Consider the following 21385-nt stretch of genomic DNA (forward strand, 5'->3'; position numbering starts at 1 on the left):
GGCACGGAACTTGCATTTTTATTAAGTGAACTTCAGCCTGTAAACGCTTACTAAGGGGGATGCTGAAGCTCATACAAAAAATAAAAAGGGGGATTTAAATGCAATTATTAATTATTCTTTTGTCGCTTGGCCTGTTAATGTTTGTTGCCTACCGTGGTTTTTCTGTTATCTTATTTGCTCCACTCTGTGCTCTTTTAGCTGTTTTACTAACAGACCCGAGCCATGTATTACCGTTCTTTTCCGGCGTGTTCATGGAAAAAATGGTCGGATTTATTAAATCATACTTCCCAGTTTTCTTATTAGGAGCCATTTTTGGAAAAGTGGTTGAAATGTCAGGGATTGCAGAATCGATTGCGAAAACGATCGTCCGTCTGCTCGGTGCGAAACGTGCGATGCTAACCATCATCCTATTGGGCGCCATTTTAACTTATAGCGGCGTAAGCTTATTCGTAGCTGTATTTGCTATTTACCCATTTGCAGCTCAAATGTTTAGAGAAGCAAATATCCCAAAACGCCTTATTCCAGGAACGATTGCCCTTGGTGCATTCACGTTCACAATGGATGCTTTACCGGGAACACCGCAAATTCAAAACGTTATTCCAATTCCGTTCTTTAAAACAGATATTTATGCGGCTCCAACTCTTGGAATTATCGGGGCTATTTTCGTCTTAACGCTAGGCTTGCTTTATTTAGAGATGAGAAGGAAGAAGGCAGCAAAAGCAGGTGAAGGTTATTATGGGTTTGAAGCCGAAACTGCCGCTGCTTTAGACCTGGCCGAATCAAATCAAAAGGACGCAGCTGTTCCAGATTTAACAACTAATCAATCTGTTTTAAAACAAATTATGGCGTTTGTGCCGCTTGTATTGGTAGCGGTTACGAATAAACTCTTCATTACTTATATACCAAAATGGTATCCGAATGGATTTGATTTTTCTGCGATTGGCTTAAAAGCATATACAGTAGATGTACCGGTTGTTGCAGCGATTTGGGCAATTGAAATGGCGCTAGTCGTTGGAATTATCACATCACTTGCCTTTGATTGGAAGCGAGTAACGGTAAACTTTAAAGAAGGATTAAACCTAAGTATTGCCGGAGCCTTGCTTGCAACGATGAATACAGGGGCCGAATACGGATTTGGCGGAGTTATTTCCTCACTTCCGGGTTTTGCAAAAATCAGCGATGGAATTTCTAGTACCTTTACGAATCCACTTGTAAATGGTGCGGTTACAACTAGTTCCCTTGCAGGTATTACTGGGTCCGCCTCAGGTGGTATGGGGATTGCGCTAGGAGCGATGGCTGATAAATACAATCAGGCGATTGCAGCAGCGAATATTCCACCAGAAGTAATGCACCGTGTCGTCGCGATGGCATCAGGTGGTATGGATACACTTCCACATAACGGAGCCGTCATTACCTTGCTTGCAGTCACAGGTTTAACGCACAAACAATCATACCGTGACATTTTTGCTATTACAGTTATTAAAACATTAGCCGTTTTCGTCATCATTGGTATCTACACCTTATTTGGGATTATCTAAAATCGTTGCGTATAAATATAGAAAAATAGGTTTCTAATTATTAAGGAGGATGCTCGTATGAGCAAGTCATTAGAAGGAAAAACAGCATTTATTACAGGGTCTGCAAGTGGGATTGGATTAGAAATCGCGAAGACCTTTGCGCAGGAAGGCGCAAAAGTGGTGATCTCAGATCTAAATGCTAGTAAAAGCGAAGAAGTGGCTGCTGAATTAAGGGAGCAAGGATTTGAAGCATTATCGGCGCCATGTGATGTGACCGACGAGGAAGCATTTAAAAATAGTCTTCAGTCAGCTTATAAAGCGTTTGGCAGTATTGATATTTTAGTCAATAATGCAGGTATGCAGTTTGTATCACCAATTGAGGAGTTTCCGACAGAGAAATTTGAATTGCTGGTAAAAATCATGTTAACCGCACCATTTATCGGGATTAAACATGTATTTCCAATCATGAAGAAACAAGGCTTTGGAAGAGTAATCAATATGGCTTCCATTAATGGGGTAATCGGATTTGCTGGCAAGGCTGCCTACAATAGTGCCAAACACGGCGTCATTGGTTTGACAAAGGTTGCGGCATTGGAAGGCGCCGCCGACGGAATCACCGTTAATGCTTTATGTCCTGGCTACGTTGATACCCCGCTCGTAAGAAACCAATTGGGAGATTTGGCTAAAACAAGGAATGTCAGCTTAGACAGTGTAATTGAAGAAGTACTCTTCCCGCTGGTTCCACAAAGAAGGCTATTATCCGTAACAGAAATTGCGGATTATGCGGTTTTTTTAGCAAGTGATAAAGGAAGAGGCGTTACAGGTCAAGCAGTTATTCTAGATGGCGGCTACACTGCACAATAATTCCAAAGAGAATCCTATTCGATTGATCGAATAGGATTTTATTATTGTATGAAAATGCTCCCAGTCGCTCAAACAAACGTCTAAATTTGGTATAATTTGAATATCTAATGTGCAAAGGTGGGAAAAGAATGTACCAAGGATTTGAGAAGATCCCCCAAAATTGGCATGAACAAATGATTCATCTATTAGCGGAACGAATCATAGTCGTCGATGATAATGGTATTATTCTTTATATAAATGAGGCGTATTGCCAGTTTTTAGGAACGACGATTAAAGATGCGATCAACCGGCCTGTACAGGATGTCATCGAAAATACCCGCATGCACATCGTTGCCAAAACAGGACAAAAAGAGCTTGCTGCTCTTCATCCGATTAATGGAAGTGAAATGATAGCAAACCGTTTCCCGATAATTGAGGATGGTAAAATCGTCGGAGCGGTGGGAACAGTCATGTTTCGTTCCCCTGAGGAATGGCGAATGTATAGAACAAAAATACAGGGTCTAGTAGAAGAATTAAAGTACTATAAAACCAAACTGGAAAAAGAACTGAAAAGTAAGTACCAATTCAAGGATTTAATTGGAAAAAGCTCTACTTTTCTAGCAACCAAAAAACTAGCAGAAAGAATATCAGGAAGCAACTCATCCGTTTTACTGATCGGGGATTCTGGCACGGGTAAGGAATTATTCGCTCATGCCATTCATAATAGCAGCATGCGTGCCTCCTTACCCTTTGTTGCGATAAATTGTGCTTCAATACCTGAACATTTACTAGAATCGGAACTGTTTGGTTATGATGACGGTGCGTTTACAGGAGCAAAGAAAGGCGGAAAGAAGGGGCAGTTCGAAATTGCCAATAATGGTTCAATTTTTCTAGATGAAATAGGCGACATGCCACTTTCGATGCAAAGTAAGCTTTTGAGGGTGTTGCAGGAAAAAGAGATTCAGCGAATCGGAGGTCAAAAGTCTATTGCAGTAGATGTGCGAATCATTGCAGCAACACACCGGGATTTAGAGAAGCTGGTGGAAGAAGGAAAGTTTCGTCAGGATTTGTATTATCGATTAAATGTCATCAAAATAGAAATTCCCCCTCTTAGAGAACGAAAAGAGGATATTCCGCTAATCTCTCAAAGCTTATTGAAAAAATTAGAGGGGAAATTTTACCGCAAAGGAATTGAGCTATCTACTGTGGTAGAAGAGAGACTAATGGAGCATTCATGGCCGGGAAACATCCGGGAACTTGAGAATGTCTTGGAACGATCCATCAATATTCTGGATGGGAAAACGATTGAAATGGTCCACCTGCCATTATACTTACGTGACATGGAACCGGAGACTAACTTTGTTAAGGGAGCTAATACCCAGAATCTTGAGACGACGCCAAAACCGCTATTACCGATATTCTCATTAAAAGAAACACTTGCTCATGCCGAGAAGAAAGCCATTTTAAATGCATTAGAGGTGACAAATGGCAATAAGCAGGAGGCCGCTAAACTACTGGAAATTGGGAAAACTAGCTTCTATGAGAAATGTAAATTGTATTCAATTAAATAGTAAAAATTATCTATATAAAACTATTTAAAATTCCTATTTTAAAATGAAAATTATTACTATGGTAATAGGCATAACACTAGTTTATGATAAGATAGAATATTAAGAAAACTGTTTAGAATGGGTGGAAGTAACTTGATCCTGTTAGACTATATTGTTAATCTCGCAATTTTTTCACTGCTGGTAAGTACACCTTTAGTCATCTTCTCGTTCATCAAGCATAAACCATTTAAGCAAGTTCGCCTTTGGGGATCCGTGTATGCGGGAGTGGTTTCCTTTCTCCTCGTTATGCTGTCATTTCAACAACAGGGGTATTCATACGATATTAGGTATGCCCCTGTTATTCTTGTTTTTGCCTATCTTGGACCACTCGCAGGATTCATTACTGGGCTGATTTCATTACTCGCAAGACTGATGACAAGTGGTCATTGGTACCCGGCCATTATCGGGTGGGTAAGTTTGATGATTGGTTTTTCAGTAATCCACTTCTATATTAAACGTCTCACAGCTTTAAAAAGAAGTTTTATTTTATTTGCTGCCTATATGGTGATTTATGGGATCACTGTTCTCACGTTCAAAATATTTATGAATGAACCTATCTTTCATTTTCAATATATAGTGTTTGTAATGATAGGAGTATTCATAGGAGGATTACTTATTGAGTCTTATGTAAATCTCCATAGATTGAATAATCGTTTAACAGATATGTATAAGATGGTAGAGGCAAGTGAATCAAAATACCGCCTCATTGCTGAGAATACTTCAGACCTCATCCTGGTTATCGATAAAAAGCAGGCGATCAGTTACTTCTCCCCTTCACACGAGCTTGTTTTAGGGTACAAAAGCTGTGAGCTTGAAAGTTTCGAATTAGACTCGCTAGTACATCCGGACGATGTGAATATGTTCAGAAGTAAAATCCAAATGATGTATGAAAATAAAGAATCACAATCGATGGAATTCCGCTTAAAACACAAAGAAGAGCATTGGATTGAATTTGAGTCACGCTGTATGCCTGTTAAAGGAGAACACGATTCTATTAAGAATATTGTTATTATTAGCAGGGATGTCTCTGAACGGAAAAAGGCGGAAGACATTCTTTTGCGCTCTGAGAAGTTATCGGTTGTCGGGGAATTAGCAGCAGGTGTGGCTCATGAAATACGAAATCCTCTAACAACCATAAAAGGCTTCATGCAGCTTTATAAAAGAGACGATAGTTCGATTGATGAATTGCTTCTAAGTGAACTGGATCGCATTGAAACCATTACAAGCCAACTGCTTACGCTGGGAAAACCACAAGCAGTGGAGTTAAACCGGACGAATGTCTTAGAATTGATTGAAGAGACACTTGTGCTTTTAGCCCCTGAGGGGATGATGAGTAATATCCAATTTAAACTCAAGTTTGAAGAATGCTCTTACTTTATTACATGTGAGAAAAATCAATTAAAGCAAGTCTTCCTTAATATCCTAAAGAATGCCATGGAGGCTATGAAAGAAGGGGGAGAAATTCAAATCCAACTTCGAAAAGGGCCAGAAGATGAGTGTATAATAACTGTTCAGGACCAAGGCTGCGGGATTCCAGAAGAACTCCTGCCTCGATTAGGAGAGCCGTTTTATACATTGAAAGAAAAGGGAACAGGCCTCGGACTTATGATTAGTCATAAAATTATCAAACAACACCAAGGAAGTCTTACTTTTATAAGTAATGGCATAAAAGGTACTATGGTCGAAATAAAATTACCATCTGCAAGTTGAGTATGATTATTTGGGTGTCAGGCACCACCCGTGGACATTTGTCCACGAGCGGTGCCTGACACCTTTTTATGCGTTTCCGCTTTTCGATAGTTCATATTCAATTCATATATTCTTTATATAATCGAGTTTGTAATCGAGAATGTAGACTTGAAATTAACGTGACCTATAGAAGGGATGTAAATATAAATGTCTGAAGTAAAGAGTCAAAAGGGTTGGCGCCAATTTATTCGATTGGTCCAACATACCAATCCATCTAAATTGCTCCTTGGTTTCGCCCTTTTATTAAGTGTAGGTACCACATTAGTGGGGCTATTGGTCCCGCTGTTTACAAAAAATCTTATTAATGATTTTTCGATTAGTTCTTTAAGTACGGGTAGGATTATTCTTCTTGTTACTGCGCTTTTACTACAAGCAGTGGCTAGCGGAATATCCATCTATTTATTAAATCATCTCGGCCAATCAGTTGTGGCCGGGATTCGAGACCGTTTATGGAAAAAGCTGCTCGTCTTACCGGTACCGTTTTATGATGAAAATCAAACCGGCGAAACCGTCAGTAGAATGACCAATGATACAGCCGTGGTCAAAGGATTAATTACCGATCATCTCGCCAATTTCTTATCAGGAACGATTTCCATCATTGGTTCGATTGTTGTTTTGCTGCTATTGGATTGGAAAATGGCTTTGCTCATGTTTATAGCACTGCCGCTTGCAGCAGTAATATTAATGACACTTGGAAGAAAGATGCATCAGGTGTCAAAAGGGATGCAAACCGAAACAGCACGTTTTACCTCAGTTCTCCAGCAAGTTTTATCAGAAATACGATTAGTCAAAGCTTCCAACGCCGAGGCTATCGAGTATAAGAATGGTAAAAACGGGATCACCCAATTGTTTCAATATGGGTTCAAAGAGGCAAAGATTCAAGCATTAATCACTCCCCTGATTGGTTTAGTGATCATGGTATTACTAGTCGTCATTCTAGGTTACGGTGGAATGAGGGTATCATCAGGTGCATTAATGGCGGGTGATTTAGTTGCATTTATTATGTATCTGTTTCAAATCGTCATGCCAATGGGGCAATTAGCCGCCTTCTTTACCCAATTTCAAAAAGCAACCGGTGCCACAGAACGAATTATCGCCATCATGGATATGAACGAGGAAGAAGACCATTCAAATCAGGATATTCATAATGTGAATCAATCGATCACTGTAGAGGATCTGAACTATTCTTATAAAAATGGGGAAGACGTACTTAAGAATATTAGCTTTTCCGCTGAAGCAGGCAAGGTGACTGCGATTGTCGGTCCAAGCGGGAGCGGAAAAACGACCCTATTTTCTTTATTGGAGCGTTATTATCAACCGCAACAAGGCGCTATTCGTCTGGGGCAAGAACCGATTAATCAATTCTCCCTGTTTTCCTGGAGAAGTCAAATTGGCTATGTATCACAGGAAAGCCCGATTGTTGTGGGAACGATTCGTGATAATATTTGTTACGGAATGGATAAAAAAATTGAGCAAGCAGATATCGAAAGGGTGGCAAAAATGGCCTATGCGGACCAATTTATTGCGGAGCTGCCAAACGGGTATGATACAGAAGTTGGTGAAAGAGGAATAAAGTTATCGGGTGGGCAGCGTCAGCGGATTGCGATTGCTCGTGCCTTTTTAAGGGATCCCAAAATATTAATGTTAGATGAAGCAACTTCCAGTCTTGATAGCAAATCAGAACGTGTTGTTCAACAGGCATTGCAAAATTTAATGAAGGGAAGAACCACCCTCGTAATTGCGCATCGTCTGTCAACGGTGATCGATTCTGATCAAATTATCTTTTTGGATAAAGGGAAAATTACCGGAAGCGGTACACATGAACAACTTTTAAGAACTCACTCCTTGTATCGTGAATTTGCCGAGCAGCAATTACGGATCAACGAACCTGCTTAGATAGAAGGAAAGGAATGAGGATGAATGACAAAAGTTCTAATGGTCGATGATGATGCCAATATTCGCGAACTAATCCAACTTTTTTTAAAAAAAGAAGGATTCGAACTTTATGATGCATCAGATGGTGTAATGGCATTACAACTGATGGAAAAAGTAAAGATGGATTTAGCGATCATTGATATTATGATGCCAAATATGGATGGCTGGGAATTATGCAAAGAGCTGCGGGAGTTTAGTGATATTCCCATCTTAATGCTGACCGCCAAAGGGGAAACCTCACAAAAGCTGAAAGGATTCGAGTTGGGAGCGGACGATTATCTAGTTAAACCCTTTGACCCAATGGAGTTAACCGCTCGAGTTAAAGCATTATTAAAACGGTATAATATAACGGTTTCACAAACGATTACGATTAATGAATTTAAGTTGAATCGAAAAACACATGAAATTTCTTTTAAAAATAAGGAATATACGATTCCGTTGAAAGAATTCGAGCTGTTGTTTAAACTGGCCAGCTATCCTGGAAAAACGTTTTCACGAGAGGTACTCATTGAAGACATTTGGGGCTATGACTATGAAGGAGACGAACGAACGGTCGATGTTCATATTAAAAGGTTAAGAGAGCGTTTTCCAGAAGGAGAATTCCCGTTCCGGATTCAGACGATATGGGGATTAGGCTACCGCTTTGAGGTAAAATCATGAAAATCAAGCACTTTTTCCAACATCTATTTGGGATTGTCTTTTTCTTTGTATTTGTCTCTTTTGGTTTTTCAGCAGGTTATTTCATTGTCTCCGGAACTTATCGATTTTTCGATTTTCATACATCCGATTACCTTCGTCATATGGCATCGGTAATTACTGGTTTATTGACGATGAGCTTAGTTGGTTTTCTTATATCTTTATTCACTCGTTCAAGGCGACGCAATCTCTTTCATGAAGTACTGGATGCGTTAAGTAGGATTTCTAAAGGTGATTTTAATGTATACCTCGATTTAAAGGCTGGTAAAAGAAATCAATTCACAAGTCTGATTGACCATATTAATCATATGGCTAAGCAATTAAAGCAATTGGAAGAGATGCGGCAGGAGTTTATTTCTAACGTCTCACATGAAATTCAGTCGCCGCTGACGTCGATCATGGGTTTTGCAAGAGCACTTCAATATGGCCAGCTTTCGAGCGATGAAAGAAGTCATTATCTCAGTATTATTGAAACAGAAAGCAAAAGATTATCGAAATTAAGTGATAATCTTTTAAAACTAACCTCCCTAGAATCCAAGCATCATCCCTTTGAGCGACATAGCTATCGGTTAGACCAACAATTACGAACGATTATTTTGGCCTGTGAACCGCATTGGATAGAAAAGGAACTGGAACTGGATGTGTCCCTAGAGAAGGTCATTATCATTGCGGATGAAGATTTGATGAGCCAGGTATGGACCAATCTGATTCACAATAGTATTAAATTTACTGAAAAGCGCGGAAGGATTCGTGTCCATCTCCAGCAGGTCGATGACAAAACGATCGTGAAAATTTCCGATACGGGGATTGGCATCTCGAAAAAAGACCAGGTCCATGTATTTGAACGATTCTACAAAGCAGATAAGGCAAGGGACCGGTCAAAAGGCGGCAGCGGTTTAGGACTATCCATCGTAAAAAAAATCATCGAAATGCACGAAGGAACCATCTGTGTTGACAGCGAAGAAGGGAAGGGGACCACCTTCACCATTACACTATAAAAGCCATTTTTGTGTTGTTTTGGGTGTCAGGCACCGCTCGTGGACAACTGTCCACGAACGGTGCCTGACACCCTTTTTAAATTTATTGTTCTGATATACATAGGGAAAATCATATTTATAGAAAGATAAGTAAGTAATTTAAGTTATCTAACAATGGAGGAATGAGCGCTCGTGCCAATTGATTGGGATGGAAAGGATAGGATTTTTCATTTATACAATGGCAAGATTAGTTATTTGATTCAAATTGTCCATGGTAAATATCCTGCTCATTTGTATTGGGGCAAGATGGTTAAGACGCTGCATCCTTCTTCCATTCTGGCGTTTAAAGGCAGGGCTTTTTCGCCGACTACCCAACCTTCTCTTCCGCAATTTTCACTTGATACGCTACCACAGGAATATCCTGCTTTTGGGAACGGGGACTTTCGTTCGCCGGCTTATCAAATCCGTTCTGCTGACGGAAATACGGTAACGGACTTTGTCTTTGATTCTCATGAAATTTTTCAAGGAAAACATACGCTTGAGGGATTACCGTCTGCTTATGTCGAGGATAATTCTGATGCTGAAACATTAGTGCTAACACTGGTAGATTCCATGCTTGGGATCGGGATGAATCTACATTATACAATTTATCGTGATTTTGATGTGATAACGAGATCGGTCTCCTTTGAGCACCTTGGCAGCCATGATGTGGAAATACATAAGTGTATGAGTATGTCAGTCGACATTCATCAATCAGATTGGGATTGGCTGCACCTTTATGGAACATGGGGGCGTGAGCGTCACATCGAAAGGCAGCCACTCAACCACGGGACTCAAACGATTTCATCAGCTCGGGGTTCAAGCAGCCATCAACATAATCCTTTTGTTGCGCTGCTTTCAAAAGACACCAACGAAGAATATGGGGATGTATTTGGCATCAGTTTGGTCTACAGTGGGAATTTTCAAGCTTCCATCGAAGTGGACCCTTATCAAACTTCCAGACTTAGCATCGGCATAAACCCCTTTGATTTTACATGGGTGCTGAAGCCGGGGGAAACGTTTCAAACTCCTGAGGCTTTAATGGTTTATTCCTCGGACGGGCTTGGAGGAATGTCCAGGACTTATCATAAATTTCTGAGGGAAAGGATTTGTCGTGGGGTATACCGTGACAAAACACGCCCAATTCTCATTAATAATTGGGAAGCCACCTATTTTCATTTTAATGAAAAAAAACTTATCGACCTTGCGGATGCAGCAAAAGAGTTGGGTATCGAACTGTTTGTATTGGATGATGGCTGGTTTGGGCATCGTGACAATGATAAAAGTTCGTTGGGTGATTGGTTTGTTTTTAAGAAAAAACTTCCGAATGGTTTAAACGGATTGGCTGATTATATCCAAAAAAAGGGGATGCAATTTGGGTTATGGGTCGAGCCGGAAATGGTTTCTCCTGACAGTAATTTGTATCGGAAGCATCCCGATTGGTGTATCCATGTGCCGGGACGGAACCGAACACAGTCCAGAAATCAATTAATTCTTGATTTAAGCCGGGAAGACGTATGTAATTTTTTAATCGAAACGCTGACCGAAGTCTTTAGAAGTGCTAAGATCTCCTATGTGAAATGGGATATGAATCGAAATATGACGGAGGTGGGTTCGGCTGCGCTTTCACCTCGCAGGCAAAAAGAAACCGCGCACCGTTATATGCTTGGCTTGTACCGAATTCTAGAAAAACTGACCGAACGATTTCCTAAGATTTTATTTGAAAGCTGTTCCGGAGGAGGCGGTCGCTTTGATCCTGGAATGCTCTATTATATGCCGCAAACCTGGACGAGTGATGATACTGATGCTGTTGAACGGCTTAAAATTCAATACGGAACAAGTCTCATTTATCCTGCCATTACAATGGGAGCACATGTATCAGATGTGCCGAATCACCAGGTCGGTAGAACCACACCGCTTTTAATGAGATGCCATGTGGCGATGGCTGCAAATTTGGGGTTTGAATTAAATATCGACAAGCTGAGTAGTGATGATAAGGAGGTGGTAATGGAGCAAATCAAACGATATCATCAAATCAAGGATATCGTCTGTTTTGGTGACTTATTCAGGCTGTTAAGTCCGTTTGATGGAATGGATTCGGCGTGGATGTATGTTTCACCGAATCAGGAAAGGGCTGCTATTTTTTACTTTAAAACGTTGGCAACACCAAATCCACCGTTTTTCCGGCTGAAGTTGCGTGGGCTAAAGTCGGATGAGATATATAGAGTAAATAGAGGAGAACAGGAATATGTGGGCGATGAGCTAATGAAAATTGGATTAATGCTGCCACTGATAAAAAGAGATTTCACCTCGAGTATTTACCACATCCAAGCATTAGAAAAGTAATCAAATAAAAAATACGAGCTTTTACCTCAGATACCTCAATAAAATTCTCAATTTTGACATGCCATTTCTCTGCAAAGAAATATTTTTGGCATATGCTTATGTAGAAAATATAATAGCAGGCTTAGAGACTTGGAGAAAGCCATAAAAACCCTTGGGAATGATTATTACTATTCCTATGCGTTTTTATGGTTTTTTTTTGCGAAAATTATTCTTGTTGTAGGAATAATAGCGATTGGTACAAATAAATTTACAGATAGACTATATCCACTTGTTGTAGGCGTCCTGATTGTGAGTATCGGTTTGAGCCTTGTTTTATAAAGCTGCCTTCCTAGGTGAAACAGAAACGAGTCTTTAGTTTATAATAGGGGCAATAGTAGTTGTTCTTGCAATAACTTCCGTAATTAGAAAGAAACCTCAGGAAAATGGTCCGGGTAGAAAAATCAGTGCATAATTTTAATTAAAGGGAGAGTTCATATATGGAAAAATACATTTTATCCTTAGATCAAGGTACAACAAGTTCACGTGCCATTCTTTTTAATAAAGAAGGAAAGATTGTCCAAGTCGCTCAGCAGGAATTTCAACAATTCTTCCCTCAACCAGGTTGGGTAGAACATAATGCAAATGAAATTTGGGGTTCGATCCTAGCGGTAATGGCTTCCTGTTTGGCAGGGGCTAACGTAATACCAGAACAAGTGGCCGGAATCGGTATTACAAACCAACGGGAAACAGCCGTTGTATGGGATAAGGAAACAGGCCAACCGATATATCATGCGATTGTTTGGCAATCCCGTCAAACAGCAGCGATTTGTGAAGAATTAAAAGCAAAAGGACATGATCAATTATTTAGGGATAAAACAGGCCTTTTAATTGATGCATATTTCTCTGGAACAAAAGTGAAATGGATTTTAGATAATGTAGAAGGCGCGAGAGAAAAAGCAGACCGTGGAGAACTGCTTTTTGGAACAATTGATACATGGCTTATTTGGAAACTATCTGGTGGAAAAGCCCATGTAACAGATTACTCCAATGCATCGAGAACATTGATGTACAATATTCATGACCTTAAATGGGATGAAGAGTTATTAGAAATTCTTTCAGTTCCTGCTTCGATGCTTCCAGAAGTACGCCCATCATCACAAGTATACGCAGAAACAGTTGATTCCCATTTCTTTGGCTATAATGTGCCAATTGCCGGAGTTGCAGGTGACCAGCAAGCAGCATTATTCGGTCAGGCGTGTTATGAAAAAGGGATGGCGAAAAATACTTATGGAACTGGCTGCTTTATGTTAATGAATACGGGAGAACAAGCAGTAAAATCAGAGCACGGTTTGTTAACAACAATTGCATGGGGTATTAACGGAAAAGTGGAATATGCATTAGAAGGAAGTATCTTTGTTGCAGGGTCTGCAATCCAATGGCTTCGTGATGGGCTCCGTATGTTTAGAAGCGCTGAAGAGAGCGAGAAATTTGCTACTAGTGTAACATCTACAGACGGTGTTTATGTCGTTCCAGCATTCGTCGGCTTAGGAACACCTTATTGGGATAGTGATGTACGCGGTTCGGTCTTTGGCTTAACACGTGGTACTACGAAAGAACACTTTGTTCGCGCAACGTTAGAATCGCTAGCATATCAAACAAAGGATGTCTTAACGTCTATGGAAGCGGATTCAGGTATTTCGCTTAAAGCCTTGCGTGTAGACGGCGGCGCTGTTGCTAATAACTTCTTAATGCAATTCCAAAGCGATATGTTAGCTGTTCCAGTGGAACGTTCAGAAATAAAAGAAACGACAGCATTAGGAGCTGCTTATTTAGCAGGATTAGCGGTAGGTTATTGGGAAAGCCAAGAAGAAATCGCGACTCAATGGAATATGGATCAAGCATTTACACCAAATATGGCTGAAGAGGATAGAGACAATTTATATTCAGGTTGGAAAAAGGCTGTAAACGCAGCAAGGGCTTTTAAATAATTGTACTCTCTTTTTATCCCCAATGGAGGTAACCATAGTGGAAATGTTAAAATTCTCGAGTTCAAATAGAAACACAATCCTAAAGGAAATGGCCGCAGAAGAATTTGATGTACTTGTCATCGGTGGGGGAATTACAGGAGCTGGAATCGCATTAGATGCCGTAACAAGGGGAATGAAAACGGCATTAGTCGAAATGCAAGATTTTGCTGCTGGGACATCAAGCCGATCAACGAAGCTTGTTCACGGTGGTCTCAGGTATTTAAAACAATTTGAAGTGAAGATGGTCGCGGAAGTAGGGAAGGAACGGTCGATTGTTTATGAAAATGGCCCGCATGTAACTACACCAGAATGGATGCTCCTGCCAATGCATAAAGGTGGAACGTTTGGGAAATTCGGTACATCAATTGGACTACGAGTCTATGACTTTTTAGCAGGCGTAAAAAAAAGTGAACGAAGAAAAATGCTTTCTCCGGATGATACCATTCAGAAAGAGCCGCTGATTAAAAGAGAGGGATTAAAAGGCGGCGGATATTATGTGGAATATCGGACCGATGATGCCCGGTTAACCATCGAAGTTATAAAAGAAGCAGTCGCTCATGGTGTCAAAGCTGTAAACTATTCAAAAATGATTGAGCTTCTTTATCATGATGGTAAGGTGATTGGTGCTAAAGTTGAGGATCTATTAACTGGTACCGTTTATGATATTTACGCAAAACACATCATTAATGCCACTGGCCCTTGGGTCGATTCGCTCCGAGACAAAGATCAGTCGTTATCTGGAAAAAAACTGCGGCTTACCAAAGGGGTCCATTTGGTTATGGATCAGTCGAGATTTCCCCTTAAACAGGCGGTGTATTTTGATACACCTGATGGCCGCATGGTATTTGCGATTCCAAGGGATGGGAAAACGTATGTGGGGACAACAGACACCTATTATGGCAACGATCCGATTCATCCGAAAATGACGGCAGCTGACCGAGATTATATTATTAATGCAATTCATTATATGTTTCCAACCGTTGCTATTAAGGCGGAGGAGATTGAATCAAGCTGGGCAGGGGTAAGACCACTTATTTATGAGGAAGACAAGGATCCCTCTGAAATTTCGCGAAAAGATGAAATTTGGGTATCAAATTCTGGCATGATTACAATCGCGGGCGGGAAACTGACCGGATACAGAAAAATGGCAGAAACGGTGGTAGACTTGATCGCGAAACAGTGCGGCGAAGCACGCCATTTTGGATCTTGCCGAACAAAACATTTACCTATTTCAGGAGGTCATATTGATGGGTCTCGTAACTTTGCTTCATTTATAGAAAAAAAGGAAAAGGAAGGCAAGTTAAGTGGATTTTCAAAGGACCAATTCCGAAAATTAGTCCATCGCTATGGTTCCAATATTGATCGTATTTTTGAAATTGCAAAAACGTATGACCCAAATAACAAATTTGCCTTGCCGCTGGAGGTGTATGTTCAAATCGTTTATTCCCTAGAGGAAGAAATGGCAGTAAAACCAGTGGACTTTTTTATCCGTCGAACGGGAGCTTTATTTTTTGATATTCAATGGGTACTTGAGTGGAAGGAACCAATCATTGGCTTTATGGAAGATGCTCTTGGATGGACATTGGAGGAGAAGGCCGCTTTCAAAGTCGAATTAGAAACCGCACTAAAGGATGCTATCCATCCGATTCCGAATGAAATGATATGAATTTATCTGACTTGCAGTCCTAATAGTACCCGTAACATTTTGGAAGATTGAAAAACTAATCAAACGTTTGATTGAATAATTTATGGGCTTGGAATATATAGGGTCGCCATGTCATATTATTTACCATATCAAACGTTTGATTGTTTTAAAGTATAAAGGTACAGAAATTACCGATGACGATGAAGACGAAGACAAATTTAATTCCGACTTAATGCATTGGAATATTTGGTTTTCAATTTTTCCGAAAAATAAAGAGGAGGAATTCCATGAATACCTTTCTTATCATTGTAAATGTCGCGGTGCTTCTATTACTCATGTTTGGTTTATTTACGATGCAAAAAAAGCATGTTTCTTTTTCCAAGCGTGTTTTTAGTGCGTTGGGTTTAGGAATTTTATTTGGTTTTATTATTCATCTCATTTATGGTACGACACATGAAGTAACGACAGGTTCGATTGATTGGTTTAACATAGTCGGGAATGGCTATGTAAAGCTATTACAAATGGTCGTTATGCCACTCATTTTTGTTTCGATTGTCGGGGCCTTTACAAAACTAAAATTAACGAAAAATATAGGGAAAATCAGTTTTCTTGTCATCGGCATCCTTCTTGCAACGACGGCCGTTTCTGCCGCGGTTGGCATTGGCTCAGCTTTAGGATTTGGTCTTGACGGGGTTCAGCTAACTGAAGGAGATGCAGAAGCAGCCCGGAATGCCCAGTTAGAGGAAAGAGCTGCAGGGATCGAAAATATGACACTCCCACAGCAAATCATTGAGTTAATCCCAAGCAATCCGTTTCAGGATTTAACAGGGGCCCGCGCAACATCGACGATTGCGGTTGTTATTTTTGCCGTATTTATCGGTATTGCTTATCTTGGAGTGAAGCGGAAGGACCCAGAGCATGGTGAATTTTTTGCAAAGATCATTGATACCTTCTACTCTGTTGTCATGAGGGTCGTCACACTGATTCTTCGTTTAACGCCATATGGTATTTTAGCAATCATAGCCAGGGTGACAGCAACGAGTGACTATGCCGCGATAGCAAAACTAGGTAAATTTGTGATTGCATCGTATGTGGCGCTCATTATTGTGTTTATTGTCCATCTTCTTCTTTTATCATTTGCGAAACTAAGTCCTATAAATTATGTAAAAAAAGGGCTGCCAACCTTAACCTTTGCTTTCACCTCCCGGACAAGTGCAGGAACCTTGCCAATGACCATTAAAACACAAACAAAGGACTTTGGTGTATCCGAAGGGATCGCCAACTTCGCGGGTTCGTTTGGGCTAACAATCGGTCAAAACGGATGTGCAGGCGTTTATCCTGCGATGTTAGCTGTGATGGTAGCTCCAGCGGCAGGTGTGGATCCAACAAGTATATCCTTTATTCTAACGCTCATTCTTGTGGTTGCGATTAGTTCGTTTGGTGTTGCTGGTGTAGGTGGCGGTGCAACCTTCGCAGCCTTAATCGTTTTATCAGTGATGAATCTCCCAATTGCGATTGTTGGTCTGCTTATTTCAGTTGAGCCTCTCATTGACATGGGACGTACAGCCCTAAATGTCAGCGGAGCGATGACATCAGGCATACTTACTAGTAAAGTAACAGGCGAGTTTGAAAACGAGGTTTACGAGCAGCCTAATATCGTCGAAGCATAAAAAACGAGGAGCAAGGTTCAAGGGCTTTTTCGCTTAGCGGAAGAGTCCTTTTTCTGTTGCAAGGGTAAAAAATAGGCTGGTCTTCCATATACTATGAATTTAAAATGCTTGAATTCAAGATAAATTAGAGGTACACTGTAAGCATAGGAAATAGTAATCGGTTTAATGGAATGTAAAATAACCATATTAATAAAAAGATTAATTTTTATAACATTCGTTTACAAATGAATAATGAAGGGATGAGGAGAAAATGGATAAATTTCATCACGCACCAAATATATATGTCGGTGAGGTCAATATAAAAGTAAAAAACCTAGATTATGCGCTCACGTTTTATCAAAATATAATGGGCTTTCAAATATTGGAGAAATCAGATCGTAAAGCAGTCTTAACGACAGACGGAAAAAACCCATTATTAACGCTAGAGCAGCCGAAAGATGTGGTTGCGAAAACAGGACGTAGTTCAGGTTTGTATCATTTTGCGATCTTGCTCCCATCACGGGCTGATTTATCTGTCTTTTTACGGCATATGATTCAAACGGGATATCCACTCGGTGCTGCAGATCATTATGTAAGTGAGGCGTTATACCTTAACGATCCAGACGGAAATGGGATTGAAGTGTACCGAGATCGCCCTTCTTCAGAATGGAGATGGAACAACGGTTTAGTAGAAATGGCAACAGAAGAGCTTGATGGAAATGGAATTATCGCGGAGAGTGATGCGGAATTGAGCGGTCTCCCGGCGGGCACAGTTATGGGCCACATTCACCTTCACGTATCTAATTTGAAAAAAGCAGAAGAATTTTACACAAAAGGGCTTGGTTTTGAAATTGTTAGTTACTATCCACAAGCGGCCTTCCTTTCCACGGGCCGTTATCATCATCATATTGCTATCAACACTTGGCAAGGTGAAGGGGCAGCGACGCCACCGAAAAATAGTGTCGGCTTAAATTGGTACTCGCTCGTTTTCCCTGATGAAGCAGCAAGAGAGAATGTGATGAAACAGCTAAAGCAATTAGGTGCGCAGATATCGGAAGAAGCTGATTTCTTTGTAACGGAAGATCCTTCAGGAAATCAAATTCGATTAGTTTTATAATGATTGAGGGAGGATATGAAGATGAAGCCAGATTCCAAAGACGAACATTCAGGTATGGAAATAGGGATCTATACATTGGGGGATTTAGTTCCGGATTGGGGAACAGGGAAGACAATCAGCGCAAGACAACGACTTGAAGAAATTATTGAAGCAGCGAAAATGGCTGATGAGGCAGGATTAGATGTAGTGGGCGTTGGTGAGCATCACCGCCTCGACTATGCGGTGTCAGCACCGCCCGTTGTCTTGTCCGCCATTTCACAAGTTACAAAGCGAATTAAACTGGCAAGTGCTACAACTGTCTTAAGCACCGTCGATCCCGTTCGTCTTTTTGAGGATTTTGCGACACTTGATCTCCTGTCAAACGGACGGGCAGAAATTATTGCGGGGCGCGGAGCATTTATAGAATCTTTCCCGCTGTTCGGATATGAGTTAGACGATTATGACCAGCTTTTTGAAGAGAATATCAAGCTCTTTCAGCAGCTGAATGCACAGGATCGAGTGACCTGGAATGGTCAATTTCGTTCTCCGTTGCAGGATGCGGAAATTGCTCCACGACCTTTACAGGAAAATATTCCATTGTGGGTAGGTGTTGGGGGCACTCCGTCAAGCGCAGCACGAGCAGGAAGATTAGGGACTAACTTAGCAATAGCGATACTTGGAGGCGAACATATTCGGTTTAAGCCGCTTGTAGATATATACCGCCAGGCCGCCAGTCAAGCTGGCCATGATCCTGAGTCGATGAAGGTTGCAGTGACTGGTCATGCATTTATTTCGGAAACAACCCAAAAGGCAAAGGATGAGTTCTATCCGTATCATTCTAATTATTGGGGATACTTTAATCGCCAGCGTGGGATGAATACAAGAATGTCCAGAGCAGATTTTGAACAGATGGCCGGACCAGAAACGGCTTTATTTGTTGGCAGTTCCCAGCAGATCATTGAAAAAATCCTCCAACAATACGAGCTTTACGGACACCAGCGATTTATCGCCCAAATGGACATCGGCGGAATGCCCTTTAAACAAGTCGCCGAAAGCATCGAGCGATTAGCAACAGAAGTAGCACCAGTCGTTCGGAGGGAAACCAGCAAATAGGAAGGGATAAAGATGCTATAAGGTGTCAGGCACCACTCGTGGACATTTGTCCTCCTGTGGTGGACTACCATTTTTTTTGAAAAGGTCGTTTGCTGGGAAAAAAGACTCGGGGGATGGGGGCCCCTGAGTCTTTGTATTATTATTATTATTATTATTTTTCGGATGTGTCACCTTTATTATTGCTGGTGTTGTTTCCGTCATTTGCTTTTTTAACACCTTTACTGACATATGGTTTGGCGCTTTTCGCTTTTTTGACACCTGCTTGCCAACGAGTCCAGCCCTTCTTGCCGGTTCCTCTGCCTGTTCCGCCTTTCCCTTTCGCACTACTCATTTAACCACTCCACTATTAATGTACGTTCTTCTAACGTCGTTGGTTAGTTTACCACAGTTCATGGTGATTTGCCCTCAAAAATATTAGTTTGTTGTTAATGATTGAAAAACCCTAACGCAAATTTAATCCCTTCCTCAATTTCATTTGTTTCATACCCTAATAAGTCCTCATTGGTAACTTCTAATTTGGTTCTTGCTAAGGAATAGCCGCTGTCTAATTCTATATCAAGCACTACTTCATACCCGTTGGCTGTTTGGGTAATATCAATAATGTCATATTCGCGGATAGCAGTCCCTGTTTCGTATTCTAAAGGCTCTAATTCTGACATGGAAACACACCTCCAAAATTAAATTAGGTCGTAGCTATTATTATTTCCAACCTTGCGATTAAAATCAGGATTAGATTTATTTTCCTTATGCATTTTAGCACTTAAAAGATACAAAACGCTTCGGGATTCCACTATGTTAAAAGGATTTTCTAGAGACATGGCGAATAATACCTTGTGGTTTATTTTTCCATATGGAGGTTGTGGAGTGAATTTGGATACATTATAACTAATAGATCAAAAAGACGGTTTGGGCCTGGAGGTTAGTAAATTAGTTTCGATGATGAACGACATTAATCCAATAAAAAACCCCCGGTTAAATTATTTTTAAGGCTGTGATTGTATATGTGTTTAATCGTTTTTGCCTACAGAGTCCATCCGGTCTACAAGCTCCTTGTAGCGGCAAACCGAGATGAATTTTACGGGCGGCCTACTACTCCTGCTCATTATTGGGAAGAAAGACCTGACATCCTTGCCGGTAGAGATTTAGAAAAAATGGGCACTTGGATGGGAGTTACCACATCTGGACGTTTTGCGGCTTTGACCAATTATCGCGACCCAAAGGAAGTAACGGAAGGAAAGCGTTCGAGAGGTGAGTTGGTGGCCGATGCCTTGAAACATAAAGGAAATATAAAGGATTATATGCAAAGTCTTGTAAAGAAAAAGGATCTGTATCCTGGCTATAACTTACTAGCAGGGGATGGAACGGAACTATATTATTATTCAAATAAAGGGCAGGAGCTTTTGAAGGTGGAGCCAGGAATTTATGGAGTCAGCAACCATTTATTAAATACTGAATGGCCCAAGGTGCAAAAAGGCAAGGAAGGCATGTCCAAAATCATTAACGGGGAACAGGTAGAACTTGTAGAATGCCTTTTGAGTGTCCTTCAAAATGCAGATCAAGCTCCAGACGAACTTCTTCCGCACACAGGCGTTTCTTTAGAATGGGAAAGGATGCTTTCGCCATTGTTTATCAAAAGCGGAAACTACGGGACGAGGAGCTCGACCGTCATGTTGATGTCAGATAAAGAAATTCAATACGTGGAGAGAGTCTTCACTAAGGATGGCATAAGTGATCAGCAATATAGGATTGAATTATAGAAACTTTTTGAATCTAAATGAAGGATCAAGGGAAGTTTTCTCTCTTTGATGCTTCATTTTTTATTTTGGCACCCTGTTGTTTGGAGTGGAAGGCGCGAAGACTCCTGCGGGAGGACGGGGCAGGGGAGACCCCGCAGGAGCGCAGCGACGAGGAGGCTCCCCGGACCGCCCGCGGAAAGCGAAGCGCCTGGAGCGGAAATCAACAGGCAAGTTTAAAAGAGCCTTTATTTTCATAAAAGTGGTCGTAACTACCATCTAAAAACTCCGGAGATGTCTATGGAAATTGGAACAACTCTGGTTTATGATTAGGGAGATTTATGAAAACGATTACGAATAAAAAGGAAAAGACTTGCAGTTAAGCACAAAGTGATAACATACGAAAACCACTAGTCTTGAAGAGGGATAGG

At 40.8% G+C, this 21385-nt stretch carries 17 protein-coding genes; 15 read left to right on the forward strand and 2 right to left on the reverse strand.

The window, feature by feature from the left end; genetic code table 11:
* Positions 1-98: 98 nt before the first annotated feature.
* From CCK98_RS03045 to CCK98_RS03105, 14 genes are all read left to right on the forward strand, one after another.
* Complete coding sequence (locus CCK98_RS03045; RefSeq protein WP_088085232.1) at positions 99-1538, forward strand: GntP family permease; 1440 nt, start codon at positions 99-101, stop codon at positions 1536-1538.
* A gap of 57 nt (positions 1539-1595) precedes the next feature.
* On the forward strand, positions 1596-2381 hold the full coding sequence (locus CCK98_RS03050; protein WP_088085233.1) for a 3-hydroxybutyrate dehydrogenase: 786 nt from the start codon (positions 1596-1598) through the stop codon (positions 2379-2381).
* Positions 2382-2509: 128 nt separating this feature from the next.
* Positions 2510-3931 (forward strand): sigma-54-dependent Fis family transcriptional regulator, encoded by a 1422-nt coding sequence (locus CCK98_RS03055; protein WP_088085234.1) that lies wholly within the window; start codon positions 2510-2512, stop codon positions 3929-3931.
* Between the two features lie 132 nt (positions 3932-4063).
* A complete protein-coding gene (locus tag CCK98_RS03060) occupies positions 4064-5680 on the forward strand; it encodes an ATP-binding protein (RefSeq protein ID WP_088085235.1) in 1617 nt (538 codons plus the stop codon).
* A 186-nt stretch (positions 5681-5866) separates the two neighbouring features.
* Entirely contained in the window at positions 5867-7615 is a 1749-nt protein-coding gene (locus tag CCK98_RS03065) for an ABC transporter ATP-binding protein (RefSeq protein WP_088085236.1), read from the forward strand.
* A 24-nt stretch (positions 7616-7639) separates the two neighbouring features.
* Positions 7640-8314, forward strand: a complete 675-nt coding sequence (locus CCK98_RS03070; RefSeq protein WP_088085237.1) for a response regulator transcription factor — start codon at positions 7640-7642, stop codon at positions 8312-8314.
* Complete coding sequence (locus CCK98_RS03075) at positions 8311-9348, forward strand: cell wall metabolism sensor histidine kinase WalK (protein ID WP_218780141.1); 1038 nt, start codon at positions 8311-8313, stop codon at positions 9346-9348. The genes CCK98_RS03070 and CCK98_RS03075 overlap by 4 nt, the downstream gene beginning before the upstream one ends.
* 171 nt (positions 9349-9519) lie before the next feature.
* Positions 9520-11712 (forward strand): alpha-galactosidase, encoded by a 2193-nt coding sequence (locus CCK98_RS03080; protein ID WP_088085238.1) that lies wholly within the window; start codon positions 9520-9522, stop codon positions 11710-11712.
* 129 nt (positions 11713-11841) lie between these two features.
* Positions 11842-12030 carry a hypothetical protein gene (locus CCK98_RS36930; protein WP_373408478.1) on the forward strand — a complete coding sequence of 63 codons (189 nt, stop codon included), beginning with the start codon at positions 11842-11844 and terminating at the stop codon, positions 12028-12030.
* 158 nt (positions 12031-12188) lie between these two features.
* Complete coding sequence (gene glpK / locus CCK98_RS03085; protein ID WP_088085239.1) at positions 12189-13679, forward strand: glycerol kinase GlpK; 1491 nt, start codon at positions 12189-12191, stop codon at positions 13677-13679.
* 43 nt (positions 13680-13722) lie between these two features.
* The gene (locus CCK98_RS03090) at positions 13723-15384 is read left to right on the forward strand and encodes a glycerol-3-phosphate dehydrogenase/oxidase (RefSeq protein WP_088090275.1); all 1662 of its coding nucleotides are present in this window, start codon (positions 13723-13725) and stop codon (positions 15382-15384) included.
* A 266-nt stretch (positions 15385-15650) separates the two neighbouring features.
* Complete coding sequence (locus CCK98_RS03095) at positions 15651-17033, forward strand: L-cystine transporter (RefSeq protein ID WP_088085240.1); 1383 nt, start codon at positions 15651-15653, stop codon at positions 17031-17033.
* 250 nt (positions 17034-17283) lie between these two features.
* Entirely contained in the window at positions 17284-18129 is an 846-nt protein-coding gene (locus CCK98_RS03100; protein ID WP_088085241.1) for a VOC family protein, read from the forward strand.
* 21 nt (positions 18130-18150) lie between these two features.
* Positions 18151-19221 carry an LLM class flavin-dependent oxidoreductase gene (locus tag CCK98_RS03105; RefSeq protein WP_088085242.1) on the forward strand — a complete coding sequence of 357 codons (1071 nt, stop codon included), beginning with the start codon at positions 18151-18153 and terminating at the stop codon, positions 19219-19221.
* Positions 19222-19372: 151 nt separating this feature from the next.
* Here CCK98_RS03105 and CCK98_RS03110 read toward each other — a convergent pair whose 3' ends face one another.
* Both CCK98_RS03110 and CCK98_RS03115 read right to left on the reverse strand, forming a co-directional pair.
* The gene (locus CCK98_RS03110) at positions 19373-19552 is read right to left on the reverse strand and encodes a DUF3934 family protein (protein ID WP_088085243.1); all 180 of its coding nucleotides are present in this window, start codon (positions 19550-19552) and stop codon (positions 19373-19375) included.
* 94 nt (positions 19553-19646) lie between these two features.
* The gene (locus CCK98_RS03115) at positions 19647-19880 is read right to left on the reverse strand and encodes a hypothetical protein (RefSeq protein ID WP_088085244.1); all 234 of its coding nucleotides are present in this window, start codon (positions 19878-19880) and stop codon (positions 19647-19649) included.
* 342 nt (positions 19881-20222) lie between these two features.
* Here CCK98_RS03115 and CCK98_RS03120 point away from each other — a divergent pair, with 342 nt between their 5' ends.
* The gene (locus tag CCK98_RS03120; protein WP_088085245.1) at positions 20223-20978 is read left to right on the forward strand and encodes an NRDE family protein; all 756 of its coding nucleotides are present in this window, start codon (positions 20223-20225) and stop codon (positions 20976-20978) included.
* Positions 20979-21385 lie beyond the last annotated feature (407 nt).

Origin of the sequence: Bacillus sp. OV166, assembly GCF_900177675.1 — a bacterium.
In the GTDB taxonomy this organism is placed as follows: Bacteria; Bacillota; Bacilli; order Bacillales; family Cytobacillaceae; genus Neobacillus.

What these genes read in the sequence shown, in the direction of transcription:
- CCK98_RS03110 (WP_088085243.1), bottom strand. Translation starts at nt 19,552, where the DNA reads ATGAGTAGTGCGAAAGGGAAAGGCGGAACAGGCAGAGGAACCGGCAAG.
- CCK98_RS03120 (WP_088085245.1), top strand. Translation starts at nt 20,223, where the DNA reads ATGTGTTTAATCGTTTTTGCCTACAGAGTCCATCCGGTCTACAAGCTC.
- CCK98_RS03055 (WP_088085234.1), top strand. Translation starts at nt 2,510, where the DNA reads ATGTACCAAGGATTTGAGAAGATCCCCCAAAATTGGCATGAACAAATG.
- glpK (WP_088085239.1), top strand. Translation starts at nt 12,189, where the DNA reads ATGGAAAAATACATTTTATCCTTAGATCAAGGTACAACAAGTTCACGT.
- CCK98_RS03070 (WP_088085237.1), top strand. Translation starts at nt 7,640, where the DNA reads ATGACAAAAGTTCTAATGGTCGATGATGATGCCAATATTCGCGAACTA.
- CCK98_RS03095 (WP_088085240.1), top strand. Translation starts at nt 15,651, where the DNA reads ATGAATACCTTTCTTATCATTGTAAATGTCGCGGTGCTTCTATTACTC.
- CCK98_RS03115 (WP_088085244.1), bottom strand. Translation starts at nt 19,880, where the DNA reads ATGTCAGAATTAGAGCCTTTAGAATACGAAACAGGGACTGCTATCCGC.
- CCK98_RS03065 (WP_088085236.1), top strand. Translation starts at nt 5,867, where the DNA reads ATGTCTGAAGTAAAGAGTCAAAAGGGTTGGCGCCAATTTATTCGATTG.
- CCK98_RS03090 (WP_088090275.1), top strand. Translation starts at nt 13,723, where the DNA reads ATGTTAAAATTCTCGAGTTCAAATAGAAACACAATCCTAAAGGAAATG.
- CCK98_RS03075 (WP_218780141.1), top strand. Translation starts at nt 8,311, where the DNA reads ATGAAAATCAAGCACTTTTTCCAACATCTATTTGGGATTGTCTTTTTC.
- CCK98_RS03100 (WP_088085241.1), top strand. Translation starts at nt 17,284, where the DNA reads ATGGATAAATTTCATCACGCACCAAATATATATGTCGGTGAGGTCAAT.
- CCK98_RS03050 (WP_088085233.1), top strand. Translation starts at nt 1,596, where the DNA reads ATGAGCAAGTCATTAGAAGGAAAAACAGCATTTATTACAGGGTCTGCA.
- CCK98_RS03105 (WP_088085242.1), top strand. Translation starts at nt 18,151, where the DNA reads ATGAAGCCAGATTCCAAAGACGAACATTCAGGTATGGAAATAGGGATC.
- CCK98_RS03045 (WP_088085232.1), top strand. Translation starts at nt 99, where the DNA reads ATGCAATTATTAATTATTCTTTTGTCGCTTGGCCTGTTAATGTTTGTT.